The sequence below is a fragment of the Entomomonas moraniae genome, assembly GCF_003991975.1.
Taxonomy (GTDB): domain Bacteria; phylum Pseudomonadota; class Gammaproteobacteria; order Pseudomonadales; family Pseudomonadaceae; genus Entomomonas; species Entomomonas moraniae.
The window spans coordinates 1,516,889-1,535,084 of the sequence record NZ_CP029822.1 but is presented as its reverse complement, the minus strand read 5'-3'; the positions used below and the strand labels follow the sequence as shown (position 1 = coordinate 1,535,084).

The following is an 18,196-nucleotide window of genomic DNA, read 5'->3' as shown; positions in this document are numbered from 1 at the left end:
CAGAATAAGTAATCATGTAATGTATGTTGAATAGTACTGATGGTAGAAATCAAAAACACACATCACAATTGAATTTTTAGTACAATAGGCACTAGTTTGTTAATTATATGTAATATTTATGAATTCAACTATTTCTCAGGTAGGCGATAATTTAAAAAGGTTACGTCTATCCATTGCGTTTTTTTTTGGTTTGGCAGGATTAAGTTTTAGTAGTTGGGCTGTTCGCACTCCTTTTATTCAAGAGAAATTACAGCTGACGAAAATAGATTGGGGGTTTTTACTACTTTGCCCCGTTTTTAGTTCCTTTATGGCTACTTTGATGTCAAGTTTCTTGATCAGTCGCTTTGGTAGCCATCGGATAACCCCTGTTGCTGCATACCTTGTCTTGATTGCTATTTCTTTAATTGGCTTTGCCCCGAGTGTTATTTTTCTTGCTGGTGCATTTATTATGTTTGGCTTAGGGATGGGATTAATTGATATTTCAATGAACGACCAAGCCGCTGCGTTAGAAAAGTTATACCAACGATCTATTATGTCTTCCTTTCATGGTGTTTTTAGTGTAGGTGCTATGCTAGGTGCTTTGTTTGGAGGTTTTGTTGCTAGGTACCATATGATTCCGGGGCATCATTTATTGATTGTTTCTTTATTCCTTATTGTGGGCGTCTTGTTTAACCAACAACATTTATTAAAAAATATTGATAGTTTGCCTGTTGATGTAGAAGAAGTAAAAACACCGCTGTTTGTTGTTCCCAAAGGGAAGTTGTGGGTCTTAGGCTTTGTTGCTGCCGCTGCTGTATTTGTCGAGGGGGCGATGGCCGATTGGTCAGCCTTATTCTTAGAAAATATGAAAGCGACTGAATCAGTAGCTGCTTTGGGCTTGGCTTTTTTTACAGGAACCATGGCGCTTGGTCGATTATTCGGTGATCGCTGGGTTGATTATATTGGTCGTATTAAAGCGATTCAGCTAGGTGGCCTTTGTTCTGCGCTAGGCTTGTTAATCGCATTGTTTAGCCATTCACCTGTCGTGGCTATTATTGGTTTTACGTTTGCAGGTATAGGTATCTCAATTATTTTTCCTTGTTTACTGACGTTGTCTGATAGAGTTAAGCCTAAAGGGGTAACTTCTTCAGCGGCTATTGCGTCAGTGGCGATGATGGGTTATGTCATGATGTTGTTTGGCCCACCGATGATAGGCTTTTTAGCTCATATTGTAGGCTTACATTTATCATTTATTGCTTTATTGGTTTCAAGTATTGCTGTTGCTTTATTAGTTGGTCATAGTAAGCCGTAGTTTATCTGGAGGTAAGTGAGTATGGGTCATATTTTTCAGTCAGCGGGTGTTGTTATCCCTATTATTTTTGTATTAGCTTTTGGTTTTTGGGCAGGAAAAAAGCGCTTTTTTGGCACAGAGGGAAATCCTATTCACACGATAAACGAGTTAGTGTTGAATTTTGCTTTACCTCCAGCACTTTTTGTAGGTACGGTAACTGTTTCAAGGGCGAAGTTACTGGAAGAACTACCCTTGTTCTTTGCTTTATTGGTTTGCTTATTACTCGCTTTTGCATTTGGTTTCTTTTTGACTAAATTGCTGTTTAAGCGTTCTGTGATTGAATCTGCTATTGCGGGTCTCGCCGTCAGCTTCTCTGCTGGGCCTTTTTATGGCCCTGCACTTTTAGGTGCACTTTATGGGGTTGAAAGTGGTGTTGCAGTAAGTATCATATCCGTTGTTATTAACGTATTTCTCGTTCCGCTAGCAACTATTATTATTAAAATTAATTTAGGTGAAAACTCTGGTCAGCGTTATACAATAGGTAAGTTATTAGGCGAATCTATTTATCAAGCTATTTTCAAAACACCTTTTGTATGGGCGCCTTTATTAGCGTTTATCCTTGTATTTTTAAATATTCCAATGCCAGCGGTAGTACTTCACTCGTTAGAGTTGATCGGTAAAGCAACCGCGGGACTAGCTGTCTTTGTTGCAGGGATGACCATTGCTGCTAATAAGTTTAAATTCACTGGCGAAGTCCTGTTAATTGCGATGCTAAAAAATATTGGCTTACCGTTATTATTTTTAGGCGTGGCTTTTATTTTTCATATGACCAAAGGTTCTATTGTTTTCAATGAGGGACTATTATTGGCTGCATTACCTTCAGGCCCTATGATTGTGTTGTTAGCAACACGTTATCAGAAGTATCAACAGCAAGCTTCATCAATTTTAGCTGTATCAACCGTTGGTATGCTTATTACAGTGACCGCATTGGTAACATTATTGACCTAAAGAGAGGATTTTTCCTCTCTTTTTTTAAGATGCTAGTCAAGTGTGTCGATCTTAATGCTTTTCTCAAGATCAAGCTCTTTGATTTTTCGCGTCAGTGTATTCCTTCCCCAGCCTAGTAGTTCGGAAGCTTCACGTCGTCTCCCAGCCGTATGTTTTAGAGTAGCTTCTATCATGATTGTTTCAAAGATAGGTAAGGCTTCGGCGAGTAGATTGGTTTTTCCCTCCTCAAGGGATTGTTCAACCCATGTTTTTAGTTGTGTTTGCCAATTTGTGCTTTTAGTAGTTTCAGTAGTTTGACTTGTTATTTCATGGGGAAGATCATCGATATGTACATCGCGTCCTGATGCCATCACGGTTATCCAACGGCAAATATTTTCTAGTTGCCGTACGTTACCTGGCCAAGGCAGATTTTTTAAGTATTCTTCTGTTGCTGGTTTTAAAAGTTTCGGTTCAACGGCAAGATCTTTTGCAGTTTGTTGTAAGAAGTGCTTAGCTAAACTAGGAATATCTTCACGACGCTCGGAAAGTTTGGGAATCTGGATACGAATCACGTTAAGGCGATGAAATAAATCTTCTCGAAATAAGCCTTCTTTTACTCGTTGTTCGATATTTTGATGGGTAGCCGCAATGATTCGGACATCCACTTTAATAGGCGTATGCCCACCAACACGGTAGAATTCCCCGTCAGCGAGAACACGCAATAAGCGTGTTTGTGTATCAGCAGGCATATCACCTATTTCATCAAGAAATAATGTGCCACCATTCGCTTGCTCAAAACGCCCTTGGCGTAAAGTCGTGGCACCTGTGAAAGCTCCCTTTTCATGGCCAAAAAGTTCTGACTCCATAAGGTCTTTGGGGATAGCCGCCATATTTAAAGCAATAAAAGGGGCTCGACTACGAGGGCTGTGTTTATGTAGTGCATGGGCGACTAGTTCTTTCCCCGTTCCTGAGGCACCATTAATTAAAACAGTGATATTGGATTGACTAAGTCGTCCGATGGCTCGAAAAACTTCTTGCATGGCGGGAGCTTCGCCGATGATTTCTGAGACGGAGGAGGGAGGTGGAGTCGTTGTTTGTGTCTGATTCAATTCTTGGCTATGAATATAAGCACGCTTGACGAGAGAGATGGCTTCATCAATATCAAAGGGTTTTGGTAGGTATTCAAATGCTCCACTTTGATAGGAGGTTACAGCGCTGTCTAAGTCGGAATGTGCCGTAATAATAATGACAGGAATTTTAGGGAAATTATTTTTGATATGACTTAATAAATCTAGTCCTGTTGTTCCTGGTATCCGAATATCTGAAATAATTACATCAGGCTGGTTATCTTGTAATGCTTGCAATAAAGCATCAGCTCTTTCAAAGGTTTTGGTCTGCATTTGGGCTTGTTGTAATGCTTTTTCTAAAACCCAACGGATTGATTTATCATCATCAACAATCCAAACGTGTTCTAAGCGATTTGTCATTAGTTTACTCCTTAAAAGGGAGAAAAAGACTAAAGGTTGTCTCCCCTGGTTGGCTGTGACACTCAATAACGCCTTTGTGTTGGGTAATAATATTTTGAGTGATAGATAGTCCTAGACCTGTTCCTTCTGAGCGTCCACTCACTAATGGATAGAATAGGGTGTCTTTGATAGCGTCGGGTATACCTGGGCCATTATCAATAATTTCGATACTCAGTACCATTTTATGGCGGGCTGTTCCAATCGTTAGTTGTCGAATAATACGGGTTTTGAAACGTATACAAGGTACATCAACATTACTTTCTGTGACCGCTTGTAATGCATTACGCGAGATATTTAGTAGTGCCTGTATCATTTGTTGGGCGTCAATCCTAAGTTCAGGGATACTAGGGTCATAGTCTTTTATAAGTTTAATGTGCCCTTGGCTCTCAGCAGCAATGAGTTGATAAACGCGCTCAAGTATTTCATGAATATTGGTGATTTCAAGTTGGGGGAGTTTGTTTGTTCCCAGCATTTGATCAACCAGATTACTGATTCTATCTGCTTCCTCTATAAAAATACGGGTATACTCTTTAAAAATATTATCTGTTAATTCTCTTTCAAGTAGTTGTGCTGCACCACGGATTCCACCAAGAGGATTTTTTATCTCATGGGCTAACCCACGCAGTAACATTTTATTGCCTTCAAGTTGTGTATGGGTGACTTTATCTCTGGAAATCTTTAGTGCTTCTAAGGTAGAAATTTCAATCAAATAGTAGGTTTCATTATCGGCTTGTATAGGGGTAATTACGTAATCTGCCATAATAGACTGATTATCATGAAGAATTAAATGGGCGTCTAGTTTGGTGCAGGGGTGCCCTTTTTTGAGCGCTTCTTCTAGGGTAATATCTTGACTTTGCTCGGTGATTATCTCGTTAATCGGCAAATTGAGACAACGTTGATGGCTTGTTGCTAGCATTACTTCTGCTGATGGATTGATATAGTTAACTTGTAACTGGTGATTTAATACAATAATATTGATAGTTAAATTATCCAGTAAGGATTGACTGAGTGCTCGTGTGAGTGACATAACGCTTTTCCCATTGTTTTAAGGGATTATGCAAAAATTAAACCAACCTGAATGGGTTTAGTAATCCTTGAAACTTATAATGATCCACAGGGTCTTATAGCCATGTTAGTAAATTATGCACTATTTTTGTGCGTTTTCAATAACATTATAGTGATTAATATTTTTATGGTCTAAAACGCTACATTAGTACAAAATAGATACAAACTATTATTGTAAGAAAAATTAATTAGCTATACTATGCATTTATAGCATTAGAATACTGGGATATTTTGGAGATAGTTATGAGCCCTCTGTCTGTGAGCAAGGTGCGTTTTTTTAAAAAAATACTATTAACTATTGGGTTAAGTAGTTTATTGGTTAATACAGGTTGGGCAGAGGAAACTAGTGATCCTTGGGAAGGTTTTAATCGTCCTGTTTTTGTTTTTAACTCAGTACTTGATCATTACACATTAAAACCAATTGCAGAAGGTTATCAATGGGTTACTCCAACATTTGTGCAGCATGGAGTAACTAATATGCTTAATAACCTAGGCGAAGCTAAGAATTTTGGTAATAATGTTTTGCAACTGAAATTTAATGACGCTGGTGTTGATTTAGCACGATTCGGTTTCAATAGTACCTTTGGTTTGTTAGGTTTTTTTGATGTGGGTTCTAAAATGGGATTGCAACGTAGTGATCAAGATTTTGGACAAACGCTTGGTTATTGGGGGGTTCCAACAGGACCTTATGTGGTTTTACCTTTCTTAGGCCCAAGCACGGTGAGAGATGCAACAGGTAAAGTACCTGATTACTTTATGTCAGTAGATAACTATATTAACGATGATGGTGTACAGTATGCTATTTGGGGCGTTGATATCGTTGATACCCGAGTACAATTGTTACCTCTTGATAAAATGATTGTGGGTGATCCTTATATTTTTATACGTAATGCGTATTTAGAAAATAGAGAATATAAGATTAAAGGTTATGTAGAAGACGATTTTTAGTCTTCCTATTAACTGATCAGATCAATAAAAAAGGGGCTTTTCAAGCCCCTTTTTTAGCACTGCATTATTATTTTTCAAAACGCTTAAAGATTAAGGTTGCATTCGTGCCACCAAATCCAAAACTATTTGACATCACTTGGTTAAGTGTTACATTCTCACGCGTTGCTGTTAGTATTGGTAGATCAGCAACTGCAGGGTCGATAGTCTCAATATTGGCAGAGCCCGCAATAAAATTACCTTCCATCATTAATAAGCTATAAATAGCCTCTTGTACACCAGCTGCTCCTAATGAATGGCCTGATAAGCTTTTGGTTGAACTAATGGTTGGTGCATTGCCTTTAAATACTTCACGTACTGCTTTAATTTCAGCAATATCACCGACAGGTGTAGAAGTACCATGGGTATTTAAATAATCAATAGGACCCGATGTCATGGCAAGTGCTTGCTCCATACAGCGTATAGCTCCTTCACCACTAGGCGCTACCATGTCGTAACCATCAGACGTTGCAGCATAACCAACTAGCTCGGCATAAATTTTAGCACCACGCTTTAATGCATGTTCTAATTCCTCAACAACAACCATACCGCCTCCGCCTGCAATAACGAAACCATCGCGGTTTGCGTCATAGGCCCGTGAAGCTTTCTCAGGAGTATCATTGTATTGGCTTGATAGAGCACCCATTGCATCAAATAGGAAAGATTGAGTCCAATGCTCCTCTTCACCACCGCCTGCAAAAACAATGTCTTGTTTTCCCATTTGGATTTGTTCCATGGCAATACCGATACAGTGAGCACTGGTAGCACAAGCAGAAGAAACAGAGTAGTTAATCCCTTTGATTTTAAAAGGTGTAGCCAAACAAGCTGAAACAGTGCTTCCCATAGTACGGGTTACACGATAAGGCCCTACACGTTTAATGCCTTTAGCACGTAAAGTGTCTAACGCATCCATTTGGTTAAAAGTAGATGCTCCACCGCTGCCTGCAATTAAACCAACTCGAGGACTAGAAACTTGCTCCTCTGAGAGGTTAGCATCAGCAATAGCTTGTTTCATTGCTAAATAAGAGAATGCTGCTGCATCTCCCATAAAGCGTTTAACTTTACGGTCAATGAGTTCGTCTAAATCAAGATCGATTGAGCCGCAGACATGGCTGCGTAATCCCATTTCAGCATATTCTGGATTAAAGCGGATACCTGAGCGACCAGTGCGCAGGCTAGTTGAAACAGTTTCTTTATCGTTACCTAAGCAAGATGTAATACCCAGACCAGTAATAACAATACGGCGCATACGAAAAATCCTTAGAAGTTATCAGTGGATGTAAATAAGCCAACGCGTAAACCGTCAGCAATATAAATTTCTTTACCATCAACGCTTACACTGCCATCAGCAATAGCTAGCACGAGTGTACGGCTAATAGTACGTCTAATGTGAATGTGATAAGTTAATTTTTTAGCATGAGGCTTAACTTGGCCAGAGAATTTGACTTCTCCCGCTCCCAATGCTCGACCACGACCAGGGTAGCCTTGCCAGCCAAGGTGAAAGCCAACTAGTTGCCATAATGCATCTAGTCCTAAGCAACCAGGCATGACTGGATCACCAATGAAGTGACATTGGAAGAACCATAGATCAGGATGAATATCTAACTCAGCTATAATTTCACCCTTACCATATTTTCCGCCCGTTGAGTTTATTGTAATTATTCGATCCATCATTAACATGTTAGGGGCAGGTAATTGTGCATTACCTGGACCAAACAGTTCTCCTCGACTGCACTTAAGCAGGTCCTCATAGGAATAACTGTGTTGTTGAATCATGTAAACTCCTTCGACTATCTATCATTTAAAAGGTTATAGCTACCTGCTAAACTATTCGCTATCATGCCCACATGATTCATAACTGCAGGAACAAATTATAATATAGTCTAACAATCTCTTTAACGAACGGGCGGCTACTATTTATAAAAGGTTTATTTTACCTTTTAATACTAACAAAATACAAATATTCTAAAACATTGAATACATAATTTAGTATAAATTAAAATATACTGGCTTAAAATGATGAGAAACAGGGGCGAATATGAGTGCTAAAAAAACAGTAGCTGTCATTGGTGGCGGTAATTTTGGGACAGCGTTAGCGAACTTGCTTGCAGAAAATGGTTATGCTGTATTGATGTGGATGCGAGATCAGGAGCAAGTAAATATTATTCGCCGTGAACGTTATAGTCCTCGCTATTTAAAAGGGGTAAGAATTCATGAGGATGTCGAGCCAACTACTGATTTGCAGCAGGCTATTTCCCCTGACTTACTTTTTATTGCTTTACCCTCTGTAGCATTACGTGAAGTATTAAAACCTATCGCCTCGCAACTCAACAATAAAATGCTAGTAAGTATGACAAAAGGTATTGAGGCGAATACTTTTTTGTTAATGAGTCAAATTTTGCAACAATTAGCACCAACAGCAAAAATTGGTGTATTGTCGGGACCTAATTTGGCTAAAGAAATTGCCGAGCATGCATTAACAGCGACAGTGATAGCCAGCGAAGACGATACTTTATGTCAAAGGGTGCAGGAGGTATTGCACAACAAAACATTTAGGGTCTACGCCAGTAATGATCGTTATGGTGTTGAGTTAGGTGGCGCTTTAAAAAATGTGTATGCTATTATGTCAGGTATGACAGTTGCGTTAGGTATGGGTGAAAATACCCGAGCAATGCTTATCACCCGTGCATTGGCAGAAATGACTCGGTTTGCCGTTAAGTTAGGGGCTAATCCAATGACTTTTTTAGGGCTGGCGGGAGTTGGTGATTTATTAGTAACTTGTAACTCCTCTAAAAGCCGTAATTATCAAGTGGGTTATGCCTTAGGGCAGGGGACTCCACTAGAAGAGGCCATTAAACAAATTGGTGAGGTTGCTGAAGGGGTAAATACTCTCAAGGTATTAAAAGCAAAATCTGAGGATTTAGATATTTATATGCCTCTGGTCACAGGACTTTATGCTATTATCTTTGGCGGTATGAAATTAGGAGCAGTCATTGAAAAATTAATGACTGCTGAACCTAAAACAGATGTTGATTTTATTTCAGCTAAAGGCTTTTAAATAATCAGTTGATGTTATTTTGAGGCAATTTCTAAAGGGTGATTTTTCACCCTTTATTATTTTTTAATCAACGGTATTTTGTTCTTTTTTCTTTGGAGGGAGCGGTGCAAAGTACCCGACAATGAGAAGTAATAAACCGACGATGGTGAATGAGATAATCCGTGCAAGACTGCCACTGTTACCTAATTCGACAAAGAATAATTTAACCACCACTAATGCAATTAATGCGGCGCCAATGCCCCAAAGTTCGCGGCTTACTTTTTGATGCCCTTTAATCATTAGTGCTAGAGCAATGATGGTCCATAGAATAGAAAGACTGGCTTGAACACTCATTGAGTGAATTTGGCTCTCAAAGTGAAAGGGAACGCCTAACCAGTTGAATGCGGTACGGAAGACTATAGCAGTACTCATCGCAAAGAGGGAAATGCCAAGTAGTCCTTTTATAAAGTAGGAAGGTAATTGTATAGGTAGATGCTGTTGGTAGCGATTTAACCAAATAAAGCTGCTGGTGAGGACGGCTATTAAACCTAACTCTAAAGGATTAATAAGCGGAATATAGGGAATTAAGACTATTGAACCCGTACTATAAGTATTAGCTAACCAAAACCAAGCAAATAAATAGATGGCAATAGGTAGTGATACTACATAGCAATAGGTAGAGTTAAAGGTTTTTATAGGCCAAGGTAAGACTTTACAGTAGAGAATGATGAAAAGCCATAAACTAGGAACAACCATCCAAACTATCCAATCCCATGTATGATTTATTGTCGGTGTCATGTGTAAAAGTTGTGATAAACCACTGCTAAGCGTTATCACAATAAACCAAAGCCCGATAGTATGGCAAAATAATAGGCTAGTACGGGGCATTAGGTTTTCTAAACGGTTTAAGTTGAAGAAGTGAACTGCAGTTAATAACCCCAACACTAACCAACCAAAATGACTGAATGGATGGAGGAAGTTTTGGTTGAGAAAAATAAAAGCAATAGGTATCAATAGGAGTTGTGACAATGAGAGGTCTTGCCACTTCAGATAATTAGCAGATAACCCTGCTATTAGTAAACTGAGGGTTGCTGCGAGTAATAAAACGATGTCTTGATATTGTCTGTCCACCATACTGTTGATTTCAAAAATAAAGGCGCTACTCCAAAGAATAATGCCGGTGACCATTAAAGTACGGCTTATGGTGTGTAAGTTCAGTGTTGACAGCGTTAACGTTGAAGAGCGTTGTATTTGCCAAGCCATTATTAAGCTGCTGATACTGATAATAAGTAATGAAACGAAGTCGCTATTAAAGAAACTGTTGGCTGTTGTGGAGAGTGTGTTGTTGATGATAAACGTACTGATAGCAACGACAGTGAGCGCTAAACCGAAATAAAGCAGTAACAAACTATTGAAGCGTCTAGCCAATAGACTCATTAAGCAGCCTAATATAGACCATAAACAAGCGACCCACAGCCAAGGCAGTATGAATAGGGGAGCAAGGTGAAGGATTATAAGTCCAGATAATAAAGTGATTTGTAGTAAGCGAATATCTTGAATAAAACTATTTTCTTTTTTATAGCTGATGATGAAGAATGCATTGCTTATTAATAGCCCACCCATTGTAAGGCAAAGTATAAATAAATGACTATTGCTATTAAAACCAATGCCAAGCTGTTTGTAGGGTAATTGGCTAATAAATACAATAATAGCCAAGAGTTGAATAAACTGGCCGCAATTAAAAAATGTTGAATATTTAATTCGGTTACCGATGAAGAGTGTCAATACGCCCATAATGACCCACCAAATTGCTATTTGTTGGGTCATTAAATTGAGGGGGGCGAGAAGATAGAAGAAGCCACAACCTAATATAGTGAAAATAGGTAAAATTATTTTTTCAGGTAGTCGTAGGGCTTCACGATATTTTAGCCCCTGATAGAGGCTAAAGAGGAGAGAGAGTGTTAGTAATACGGCACCAAATGATGAACCTTCTATTAGTGTTTGGCTTCCCCTGTTTAGTTGAGAGATATAACTTATACTGGCAGCACATTGTAAAAAGCTTGAGAAAAACTGACCTATTTTTCGATGTTGTTTTAAGCTAAGCCAAAATACCCCTGCTGCCTCTAATGCCCATGAGGCAGATGTCCATTCTGCATCAAAGGCTAATGGAATACTGAGTGTTGTAAATATAACACCTAATGCTAGGTTTGTTTCCATTAATAAGGTAATGCGTTTTGAGCCATAATGGTAGAATAGGAAAGCTTGTATTAGATAAAAAATACCTAAAGTGAGTGCACTAATAGCAGAGCCATAGGTGAAGTGTTGAATCAATGTATATTGCAGACCAAAAGCAACTATAGGTGTGCCAAAGATAAGAGTTGCATCTAAGTAGTTCGTTTGTTGAATAGACCAGTTTAATAAAATTTGTCTCGTCTTTGGCGCATGTTCTTTTTCATAGAGTTTCTGGCGTGCAAAAAGCAATGCAATCGCAATATACAAGAGAAAGAAAATAATTAGAAAAGGTTCCGTACTCCAGAACATTGCAGGGGTATAGGCTTTTATACCCCAAGCAAATCCCATACCAAAAGTACCTATAAAACCGATAATGTTAAGTGGACGCCATGCTTTGAACCAAGCAATAGATAAAATGCCGATATTGAGTAGTAATAGATAACAAAACAGCGCAACATGATTTCCCCCGCCCGATGAGGCTAAAACAGGTGCTGCAAAGCCACCTAGTGTGGCTGCAATAGCAAGACTAAGCGCATTTTGATAAAGGGCTAATAATGCAGCTAACGCCGTAAACGCAAGTAAAAAGATAAAAACAACATTGGGTGTTAAGAGTTGATGTAAATACATGGCAGCATAACTGGTAAGATAAAGGATGGCTACACCTGTGCCTTGTAATATAAGCCCATAATTATGTTCAGCGTTTCGTAAATACCATCCTAACCCAATCATGACGCATCCACCTAGGGCGACAGCAATGTAGCGCCCTTCTACTGGGAATGTCATTCCTTCTGTTGCATAGCGCAATAAAAAGGCTAATCCTAAGAAGAGGATGATGGCGCCTATTTTTAAAATTGTATTTCCACCCAATAGCCAGTTACGCGCCATACTATAAACTTTAGACACAACACTTTCTTGATACTCTTTTGGGGATTGGGCACGGGTTGAAGGAGCTTGATGTTGTCTCTCTGGTACTAACGATGCCGTAATTTGTTCTGATGTATCTAATGGTGGTATGTTTTCTAGCTTAATTGCTGATGCTTGAGATATAGGTTGAACGTGTAGTGCTTCATCTGACGTGATTATTTCTAACTCATTTGACGATATAAACTCTGTATTCTCTATATTCTCTGCGTAATTTTTTATCGAGTTATCGACAGAAGAAACGGGTGAAGATCCATTTTCTAAAGGATTATCAATTATAGGTTCTTCCGTAGATTTAGCTTCTGATAAGCGAGGAGGTATGTTTTTAGTTTGTAACTGCCGAATTTGATTTTTTAGTGTGTGTAAATTGTTGTACAGTTCTTTTTGTATACGAGAAAGTTGCCTAACACGAATACTTAGCCCTATGAATGCGCCAAGGAGGGCTCCAATAAAGGTGCTTGAAAAACTATTATGAATAATAAAACCCAAAATAGAGCCCAGAATTAACAAAACCCATTGCATATTATTTCCTATTAATATTTTTATTTCTTATAGAGAATATCGCTATCATAATCTTAAAAATTGATTTGTACAGTAAAAATTCATACATTTGTATTAATTTATTTGAAAAATATTTTTTAGCTAGTTTATCCGTGCTCTTGTTCTTATCGCAGAGGTAAAGGCTTGACTCAATTGAAAGATAATAGATAGTGAAAATTTGACCATTTTTTTTAATGTAATGATTATGCTATTCTTAAACGATTCAGTTTTTTACGATGGAATAGCTCATGTTAAAAGGTATCGCATTAGGCTTGGTTATTTTAGGTGTTTGTGTGGGGTGCTCCAGTCAGGGCACTGAGAAAAAAACATCGACACAAAATACACTGGTAAAGACTTCAGCAAGTATCCCAGTTATCGGTTCTGAGGACTGGCTTGTGTGGGTTGAGAAGAGTGTTGGAACGGGTGATGGTGCAGGTCATGGGCCAGATTATGGCTCACAAGAGTGGTGTTTTGTGGTTGAGAAAAAGTTATTTGCTAATGCTTCTGGTATTACCCCTTGTACGGTTGAATGGAATCAGAAAGTAACAGAAGCGTTATTAAAAAGTGCACACTAAAAAGTTATTTGATGTTCTTTAACTTGGCAGAGGCTTCTTCAAGCATTGTAATTACTTTGGCTTTTTCTTCCGATTTTATATGAATGCTATCTAAATAGAGGGAGAAGCCTTTTGTTTCTTCCTCTACATAATAGTTTTCCATGCTTAATGTGCTACGCAACCCTGCTACTTCATAGGTACGAATGGGGTTAGCGAATCCTCTTACTTTTATTTCTCCCATATCGTTACATAAGATAAAATCTTTTATCAGGGCATGAGTTGTTTCTGAAATGAGGATTTTTCCTGGTTCAGCAGCATTTTCTAAACGACTAGCGAGATTAACTTCTCGACCAATGGTTGTATATTCCATTCGCGAGTTAGCACCAAAATTACCAATTGTGCAAAAACCTGTGTTGATTCCCATGCGCACTTCTATATGGCGCTTAATTCCTTTTGATGCCCAATGACTACGAATATATTTCATTTGGTTTTGCATGGCAATAGCCATCGAGGTGGCTGCAATAGCATCAGACTCTGAGCCAAGGCTATTGTTATCGCCGAAGATGACCATGATACTGTCGCCTACAAATTTATCGATAGTCCCATTATAGTTTTGAGCAATAGTCGACATTTCTGTTAAATAATGATTAAGTATTTCTGTTAATGCTTCAGCCTCTAATTCATCAGAGAGTTGAGTGAAATCTTTGATATCGGAAAAGAAGATAGTTAGCCGTTTACGCTGAGTTTCGATACGCTGATTTTTCTTTTGTCCGAAAATAGAGTCCCAAACAGGGGGTGAAATATATTTAGTTAGTAGTTTAGCGGTTGCTTGTTGATTTTTTTCATTTTGGAAGATTTGATGCTGCAAGCTTTCTTTATCTGTTTTTATTTGTAAAATATAAATGGCACAAATGCCTAAATAAAGCCCTGTACAAAGCATAGAAATAACAATAAGAACATTGGGAGGTTGCTTAAAAAGAACTTTATCGAAGTAAAAATTAGAGATCCCTGTGAGTAAAATAAGTGTACAAATAGAAATAATGGTTAATCGGGTATTGCTACTTATAAAGGTATTAAACATAATCATTAATACAAAAAGTAAAGCAATAATATTGGTTTCATCAAGCAGTAACAGTACAATACTGGCCACGATAGCGTCTAATAATACTAAAGCCAATATATCTTGTTGATTAACTACTTTAGCAAATGATGAAAGATATCCAGTACAAGGTGTGAGGATAGATAGGCATAGTAAAATAATAAAAGATGAGCGATCAAGATAACCGATGTATTGGCTTGCGATGATGATCATTGCAAAGCAAAAATAAGCAAAAAAACGTAAGTGATAGAGAGAGAGTTTTTGCATTAATGAATTGCCTTTATATTTAATTAAATCGAATTTTTCAAAATAATACTAAGCTTTAGTATTGTAATCGCACACAAAGTCCCCATTATATAGAGATTGATGTGAGAAGTTTAATAAAAATCAACTATTTTTATTTAGTTAAAGATTTTAATCGGTAATTAGGATGACTTCTTGCTAAGAAAACACTAAAATATATCCTTTTAATTTTGAAAGTGGGCACAGTACCCATTGTTTAATTGTATGCACTACGAGGAAAAACCATGCAAGTTTCTGTTGAAAACACTTCTGCTATTGCCCGCCGTATGACCATTGAGGTCCCAGGAAATATAATTCAGTCAGAAGTAGCCAAGCGCTTAAAAGATGCTGTAAGTCATGCGAAAATGAATGGTTTTCGTCCTGGTAAAGTGTCTAAGGCTACTGAAAAACGTTATAGAGACGCTGTTTTACAAGATATAATGCTAGAAAAGTTTGAAGAGGCAGTGAAAGAGCAAAAGCTGGAGTTGGCTGGTCAGCCTACAGCAGTAGAACCAGAAGAATTTACTCAAGGAAAACCTTTTAAATTTGTTATTGATTTTGATGTAATGCCTGCTGAAATTGAACTTGTTGATCATTCAGATATTGAAATTGTTCGTCCTGTGCATGAATTAGTGGATGCTGATGTTGAAGAAATGATTACTGCATTAAGAAAGCAAGCATCTACTTTCAAAGAAGTAGATCGTGCAGCTAAAGATGAAGATCAAATCATCATTGATTTTGTTGGTAAGTTAGATGGCGAGCCTTTTGAAGGTGGTACAGCTAATGGTCATGCATTAGTACTCGGTTCTAAACAAATGATTCCAGGCTTTGAAGAAGCGTTGATCGGCGTTAAGAAAGGTGAGGAACGTACGTTTAACGTTACATTCCCTGCTGACTATAACGCAGAGAATTTAGCAGGTAAAGAAGTAGAGTTTACAGTTAAGGTTTCTAAAGTTGAAGAAATAGAATTAGCACCTTTAGATGAAGCGCTATTTAAGCGTTATGGTATGGCTGAAGGAGATGCTGAGAAATTTACTGCGGAAGTACGTAAAAATATGGCACGTGAATTACGCCAAGCTATTAAAAGTAAAATTAAAAACCAAGTATTTTCTGCATTATTAAAGAAATACGATGTTGAGTTACCAAGAGTTTGGATTGATGGTGAAGCTTCTGCTTTACGTGATCAGTCCATTAATCAAATGAATGCTCAATACAACATGAAATTAAATCCACAAGATTTCCCATTTGATCGTTTTAAAGAGAAAGCTAAAAACCGTATTTTATTAGGTATGGTCATTAGACAAATTATTGAGAAAAATGAAATTAAAGTGGATGAAGAGCGTGTTAATGCAATGATTGAAGACATTGCATCTGTTTATGATGATTCTCAGGCAGTGATTGAGCAGTTAAAAGAAGATAAACAAGGGTTAGAAGGTGTTCGTTCTGCAGTACTAGAAGAGCAAGTTGTTGATTTACTTCTAGGTCAAATTAAAGTGACTGATGAAACAATGGTTTATCAGGATGCAGTAAGACCTAATGAGAAAATGCATTTAGATGTATAATTTTTAGACCATAATAAATCATAATAAGCCAGCTTTTGCTGGCTTATTACGCCTTTAAAAATAGTGATTGAGGAAGGTAAAGTGTCAAAATCCATTTTACAACAAATGAGTAATATAGAATCTGCAGGTGGTTTAGTTCCTATGGTAGTAGAACAGTCTGCCCGTGGAGAAAGAGCCTATGACATTTACTCAAGACTACTAAAAGAACGTGTTATTTTCTTGGTTGGACAAGTTGAAGATTACATGGCAAATCTTATCGTGGCTCAAATGCTATTTTTAGAAGCAGAGAATCCTGATAAAGATATTCATTTATATATAAACTCTCCAGGTGGCGTAGTGACAGCGGGGATGGCTATTTATGATACGATGCAATTTATTAAGCCTGATGTGTCTACCATCTGTATTGGCCAAGCAGCCAGTATGGGATCACTATTATTAACAGCGGGTGCAGCAGGAAAGCGCTATGCGTTACCTCATTCTCGTATCATGATTCATCAGCCATTAGGTGGTTTTCAAGGTCAGGCTTCAGATATTGAAATTCATGCTAAAGAAATTTTGAATATTAAAGAAAGATTAAATGGCGTGTTGGCACAACATACAGGGCAGCCTATGGATGTGATCGCACGTGATACAGACCGTGATAATTTTATGTCGGCACAAGCGGCAATGGATTATGGGTTAATTGATAAAGTATTAACTAGTCGTACGGCTATTGAAGGGTAGACTTGAAAAGTTATAAAAAGTCCCCATTTATAATTGTTGAAATAAAGAATAACTTGGATTAATTGAATGACTGATATTCATGATAGTGACAACAACGGTAAACTACTTTACTGTTCTTTTTGTGGTAAGAGTCAGCATGAGGTGCGTAAGCTGATTGCGGGCCCTGATGTCTATATATGTGATGAATGTGTTGGTCTGTGCGATGATATTATTCGTGAAGAAATTCAAGACCAGCAACTTGGTTCACAAGAAGAGCATAAGTTGCCATCGCCTAAAGAAATTAGCGGTATTTTAGATCAATATGTTATTGGTCAAGAGCAAGCGAAAAAGATTTTAGCGGTTGCTGTATATAATCACTATAAACGTCTAAATCGTCGTGATAATAAAGATGACATTGAGTTAGGTAAAAGTAATATCTTACTAATTGGTCCTACGGGGTCAGGTAAAACTTTACTTGCTGAAACATTAGCGCGCTTATTGAATGTGCCGTTTGCTATTGCTGATGCGACTACTTTAACCGAAGCGGGTTATGTAGGGGAAGACGTTGAAAATATTATTCAAAAACTTCTTCAACGCTGTGATTATGATGTAGAAAAGGCTCAAATGGGCATCATCTATATCGATGAAATTGATAAGATTTCCCGTAAATCAGATAATCCTTCGATTACACGTGACGTATCTGGTGAAGGTGTTCAGCAAGCCTTATTAAAGCTGATTGAAGGAACTGTTGCTTCTATTCCCCCTCAAGGTGGTCGTAAGCACCCACAACAAGAGTTTATGCAAGTAGATACGAAGAATATTCTATTTATTTGTGGTGGTGCTTTTGCCGGGCTTGAGAAAGTGATTCAGAATCGTTCAGAGCCAGGCGGTATCGGTTTTAATGCGGAAGTGCGTAGTAAAGAGACAGCTAAAAAATTAACGGATTCTTTACGCAGTGTTGAGCCAGAAGATTTAGTCAAATTTGGCCTTATTCCTGAGTTTGTGGGGCGTTTACCTGTCATTGCAACCCTTGAAGAGCTCAATGAAGAGGCGCTTATTCAAATCTTAGTAGAACCAAAAAATGCACTGACAAAGCAATATGAAAAACTTTTTGAGATGGAAAATGTTGAGTTAGAGTTCCGTGAGGATGCTTTAAAATCAATTGCTAAGAAAGCTTTAACGCGAAAAACAGGCGCCCGTGGTTTGCGTTCTATTTTAGAGGGTATTTTGTTAGATACGATGTATGAAATTCCTTCTCACCAAGATATCAGTAAAGTTATTATTGACGACAGCGTTGTAGCAGGTGGTAAGCCTCTTTTGATGTACACCAATGACAACCCAGCTGATACGTCGGTAACTAATGCTTAATGATTTATTAAAGCTCTCTTAGTAGGGCTTTAATAGTTTTTGTACTGTGTTTTTATCCCCTTGACGT

The 18,196-nt window shown here is 38.0% G+C and carries 14 protein-coding genes; 8 read left to right on the top strand and 6 right to left on the bottom strand.

Annotated features, from left to right (window positions below):
• Nucleotides 1-118 precede the first annotated feature (118 nt).
• Together DM558_RS07240 and DM558_RS07235 are read left to right on the top strand one after the other, a co-directional pair.
• Nucleotides 119-1,291, top strand: a complete 1,173-nt coding sequence (locus DM558_RS07240) for an MFS transporter (RefSeq protein WP_127163074.1) — start codon at nt 119-121, stop codon at nt 1,289-1,291.
• A 21-nt stretch (nt 1,292-1,312) separates the two neighbouring features.
• Nucleotides 1,313-2,278, top strand: coding sequence for an AEC family transporter (locus DM558_RS07235; RefSeq protein ID WP_127163072.1), 966 nt, complete (start codon nt 1,313-1,315; stop codon nt 2,276-2,278).
• A 32-nt stretch (nt 2,279-2,310) separates the two neighbouring features.
• Here DM558_RS07235 and ntrC read toward each other — a convergent pair whose 3' ends face one another.
• Together ntrC and glnL are read right to left on the bottom strand one after the other, a co-directional pair.
• Nucleotides 2,311-3,744 (bottom strand): nitrogen regulation protein NR(I), encoded by a 1,434-nt coding sequence (gene ntrC / locus DM558_RS07230; protein WP_127163070.1) that lies wholly within the window; start codon nt 3,742-3,744, stop codon nt 2,311-2,313.
• 4 nt (nt 3,745-3,748) lie between these two features.
• Entirely contained in the window at nt 3,749-4,810 is a 1,062-nt protein-coding gene (glnL, locus tag DM558_RS07225; protein ID WP_127163068.1) for a nitrogen regulation protein NR(II), read from the bottom strand.
• Between the two features lie 281 nt (nt 4,811-5,091).
• On the opposite strand from glnL, the gene DM558_RS07220 reads away from it, so the two are divergent.
• On the top strand, nt 5,092-5,796 hold the full coding sequence (locus DM558_RS07220) for an MlaA family lipoprotein (RefSeq protein ID WP_109702321.1): 705 nt from the start codon (nt 5,092-5,094) through the stop codon (nt 5,794-5,796).
• 67 nt (nt 5,797-5,863) lie between these two features.
• Here DM558_RS07220 and fabB read toward each other — a convergent pair whose 3' ends face one another.
• Together fabB and fabA are read right to left on the bottom strand one after the other, a co-directional pair.
• Complete coding sequence (gene fabB / locus DM558_RS07215; RefSeq protein ID WP_109702322.1) at nt 5,864-7,081, bottom strand: beta-ketoacyl-ACP synthase I; 1,218 nt, start codon at nt 7,079-7,081, stop codon at nt 5,864-5,866.
• Nucleotides 7,082-7,092: 11 nt separating this feature from the next.
• Complete coding sequence (fabA, locus tag DM558_RS07210; protein ID WP_127163066.1) at nt 7,093-7,608, bottom strand: 3-hydroxyacyl-[acyl-carrier-protein] dehydratase FabA; 516 nt, start codon at nt 7,606-7,608, stop codon at nt 7,093-7,095.
• Nucleotides 7,609-7,870: 262 nt separating this feature from the next.
• On the opposite strand from fabA, the gene DM558_RS07205 reads away from it, so the two are divergent.
• On the top strand, nt 7,871-8,890 hold the full coding sequence (locus DM558_RS07205; RefSeq protein WP_127163064.1) for an NAD(P)H-dependent glycerol-3-phosphate dehydrogenase: 1,020 nt from the start codon (nt 7,871-7,873) through the stop codon (nt 8,888-8,890).
• 63 nt (nt 8,891-8,953) lie between these two features.
• Here DM558_RS07205 and DM558_RS07200 read toward each other — a convergent pair whose 3' ends face one another.
• Entirely contained in the window at nt 8,954-12,544 is a 3,591-nt protein-coding gene (locus DM558_RS07200) for a DUF2339 domain-containing protein (RefSeq protein WP_127163062.1), read from the bottom strand.
• Nucleotides 12,545-12,810: 266 nt separating this feature from the next.
• On the opposite strand from DM558_RS07200, the gene DM558_RS07195 reads away from it, so the two are divergent.
• A complete protein-coding gene (locus DM558_RS07195; protein ID WP_127163060.1) occupies nt 12,811-13,137 on the top strand; it encodes a hypothetical protein in 327 nt (108 codons plus the stop codon).
• A gap of 4 nt (nt 13,138-13,141) precedes the next feature.
• Here the strand turns inward: DM558_RS07195 and DM558_RS07190 are convergent, their stop codons facing one another.
• Nucleotides 13,142-14,482 carry an adenylate/guanylate cyclase domain-containing protein gene (locus DM558_RS07190; protein WP_127163058.1) on the bottom strand — a complete coding sequence of 447 codons (1,341 nt, stop codon included), beginning with the start codon at nt 14,480-14,482 and terminating at the stop codon, nt 13,142-13,144.
• A gap of 260 nt (nt 14,483-14,742) precedes the next feature.
• Here DM558_RS07190 and tig point away from each other — a divergent pair, with 260 nt between their 5' ends.
• The 3 genes from tig to clpX all read left to right on the top strand — a co-directional run bounded on the left by tig (nt 14,743) and on the right by clpX (nt 18,129).
• Nucleotides 14,743-16,059: a trigger factor gene (gene tig / locus DM558_RS07185; RefSeq protein ID WP_127163056.1), complete on the top strand. Its 1,317-nt coding sequence runs from the start codon at nt 14,743-14,745 to the stop codon at nt 16,057-16,059.
• Between the two features lie 105 nt (nt 16,060-16,164).
• Nucleotides 16,165-16,782, top strand: a complete 618-nt coding sequence (clpP, locus tag DM558_RS07180; RefSeq protein WP_109704300.1) for an ATP-dependent Clp endopeptidase proteolytic subunit ClpP — start codon at nt 16,165-16,167, stop codon at nt 16,780-16,782.
• A gap of 66 nt (nt 16,783-16,848) precedes the next feature.
• Nucleotides 16,849-18,129 carry an ATP-dependent Clp protease ATP-binding subunit ClpX gene (gene clpX / locus DM558_RS07175; RefSeq protein ID WP_109702329.1) on the top strand — a complete coding sequence of 427 codons (1,281 nt, stop codon included), beginning with the start codon at nt 16,849-16,851 and terminating at the stop codon, nt 18,127-18,129.
• The last annotated feature ends 67 nt before the right edge of the window (nt 18,130-18,196 follow it).

What these genes read in the sequence shown, in the direction of transcription:
- DM558_RS07240 (WP_127163074.1), top strand. Translation starts at nt 119, where the DNA reads ATGAATTCAACTATTTCTCAGGTAGGCGATAATTTAAAAAGGTTACGT.
- DM558_RS07235 (WP_127163072.1), top strand. Translation starts at nt 1,313, where the DNA reads ATGGGTCATATTTTTCAGTCAGCGGGTGTTGTTATCCCTATTATTTTT.
- ntrC (WP_127163070.1), bottom strand. Translation starts at nt 3,744, where the DNA reads ATGACAAATCGCTTAGAACACGTTTGGATTGTTGATGATGATAAATCA.
- glnL (WP_127163068.1), bottom strand. Translation starts at nt 4,810, where the DNA reads ATGTCACTCACACGAGCACTCAGTCAATCCTTACTGGATAATTTAACT.
- DM558_RS07220 (WP_109702321.1), top strand. Translation starts at nt 5,092, where the DNA reads ATGAGCCCTCTGTCTGTGAGCAAGGTGCGTTTTTTTAAAAAAATACTA.
- fabB (WP_109702322.1), bottom strand. Translation starts at nt 7,081, where the DNA reads ATGCGCCGTATTGTTATTACTGGTCTGGGTATTACATCTTGCTTAGGT.
- fabA (WP_127163066.1), bottom strand. Translation starts at nt 7,608, where the DNA reads ATGATTCAACAACACAGTTATTCCTATGAGGACCTGCTTAAGTGCAGT.
- DM558_RS07205 (WP_127163064.1), top strand. Translation starts at nt 7,871, where the DNA reads ATGAGTGCTAAAAAAACAGTAGCTGTCATTGGTGGCGGTAATTTTGGG.
- DM558_RS07200 (WP_127163062.1), bottom strand. Translation starts at nt 12,544, where the DNA reads ATGCAATGGGTTTTGTTAATTCTGGGCTCTATTTTGGGTTTTATTATT.
- DM558_RS07195 (WP_127163060.1), top strand. Translation starts at nt 12,811, where the DNA reads ATGTTAAAAGGTATCGCATTAGGCTTGGTTATTTTAGGTGTTTGTGTG.
- DM558_RS07190 (WP_127163058.1), bottom strand. Translation starts at nt 14,482, where the DNA reads ATGCAAAAACTCTCTCTCTATCACTTACGTTTTTTTGCTTATTTTTGC.
- tig (WP_127163056.1), top strand. Translation starts at nt 14,743, where the DNA reads ATGCAAGTTTCTGTTGAAAACACTTCTGCTATTGCCCGCCGTATGACC.
- clpP (WP_109704300.1), top strand. Translation starts at nt 16,165, where the DNA reads ATGAGTAATATAGAATCTGCAGGTGGTTTAGTTCCTATGGTAGTAGAA.
- clpX (WP_109702329.1), top strand. Translation starts at nt 16,849, where the DNA reads ATGACTGATATTCATGATAGTGACAACAACGGTAAACTACTTTACTGT.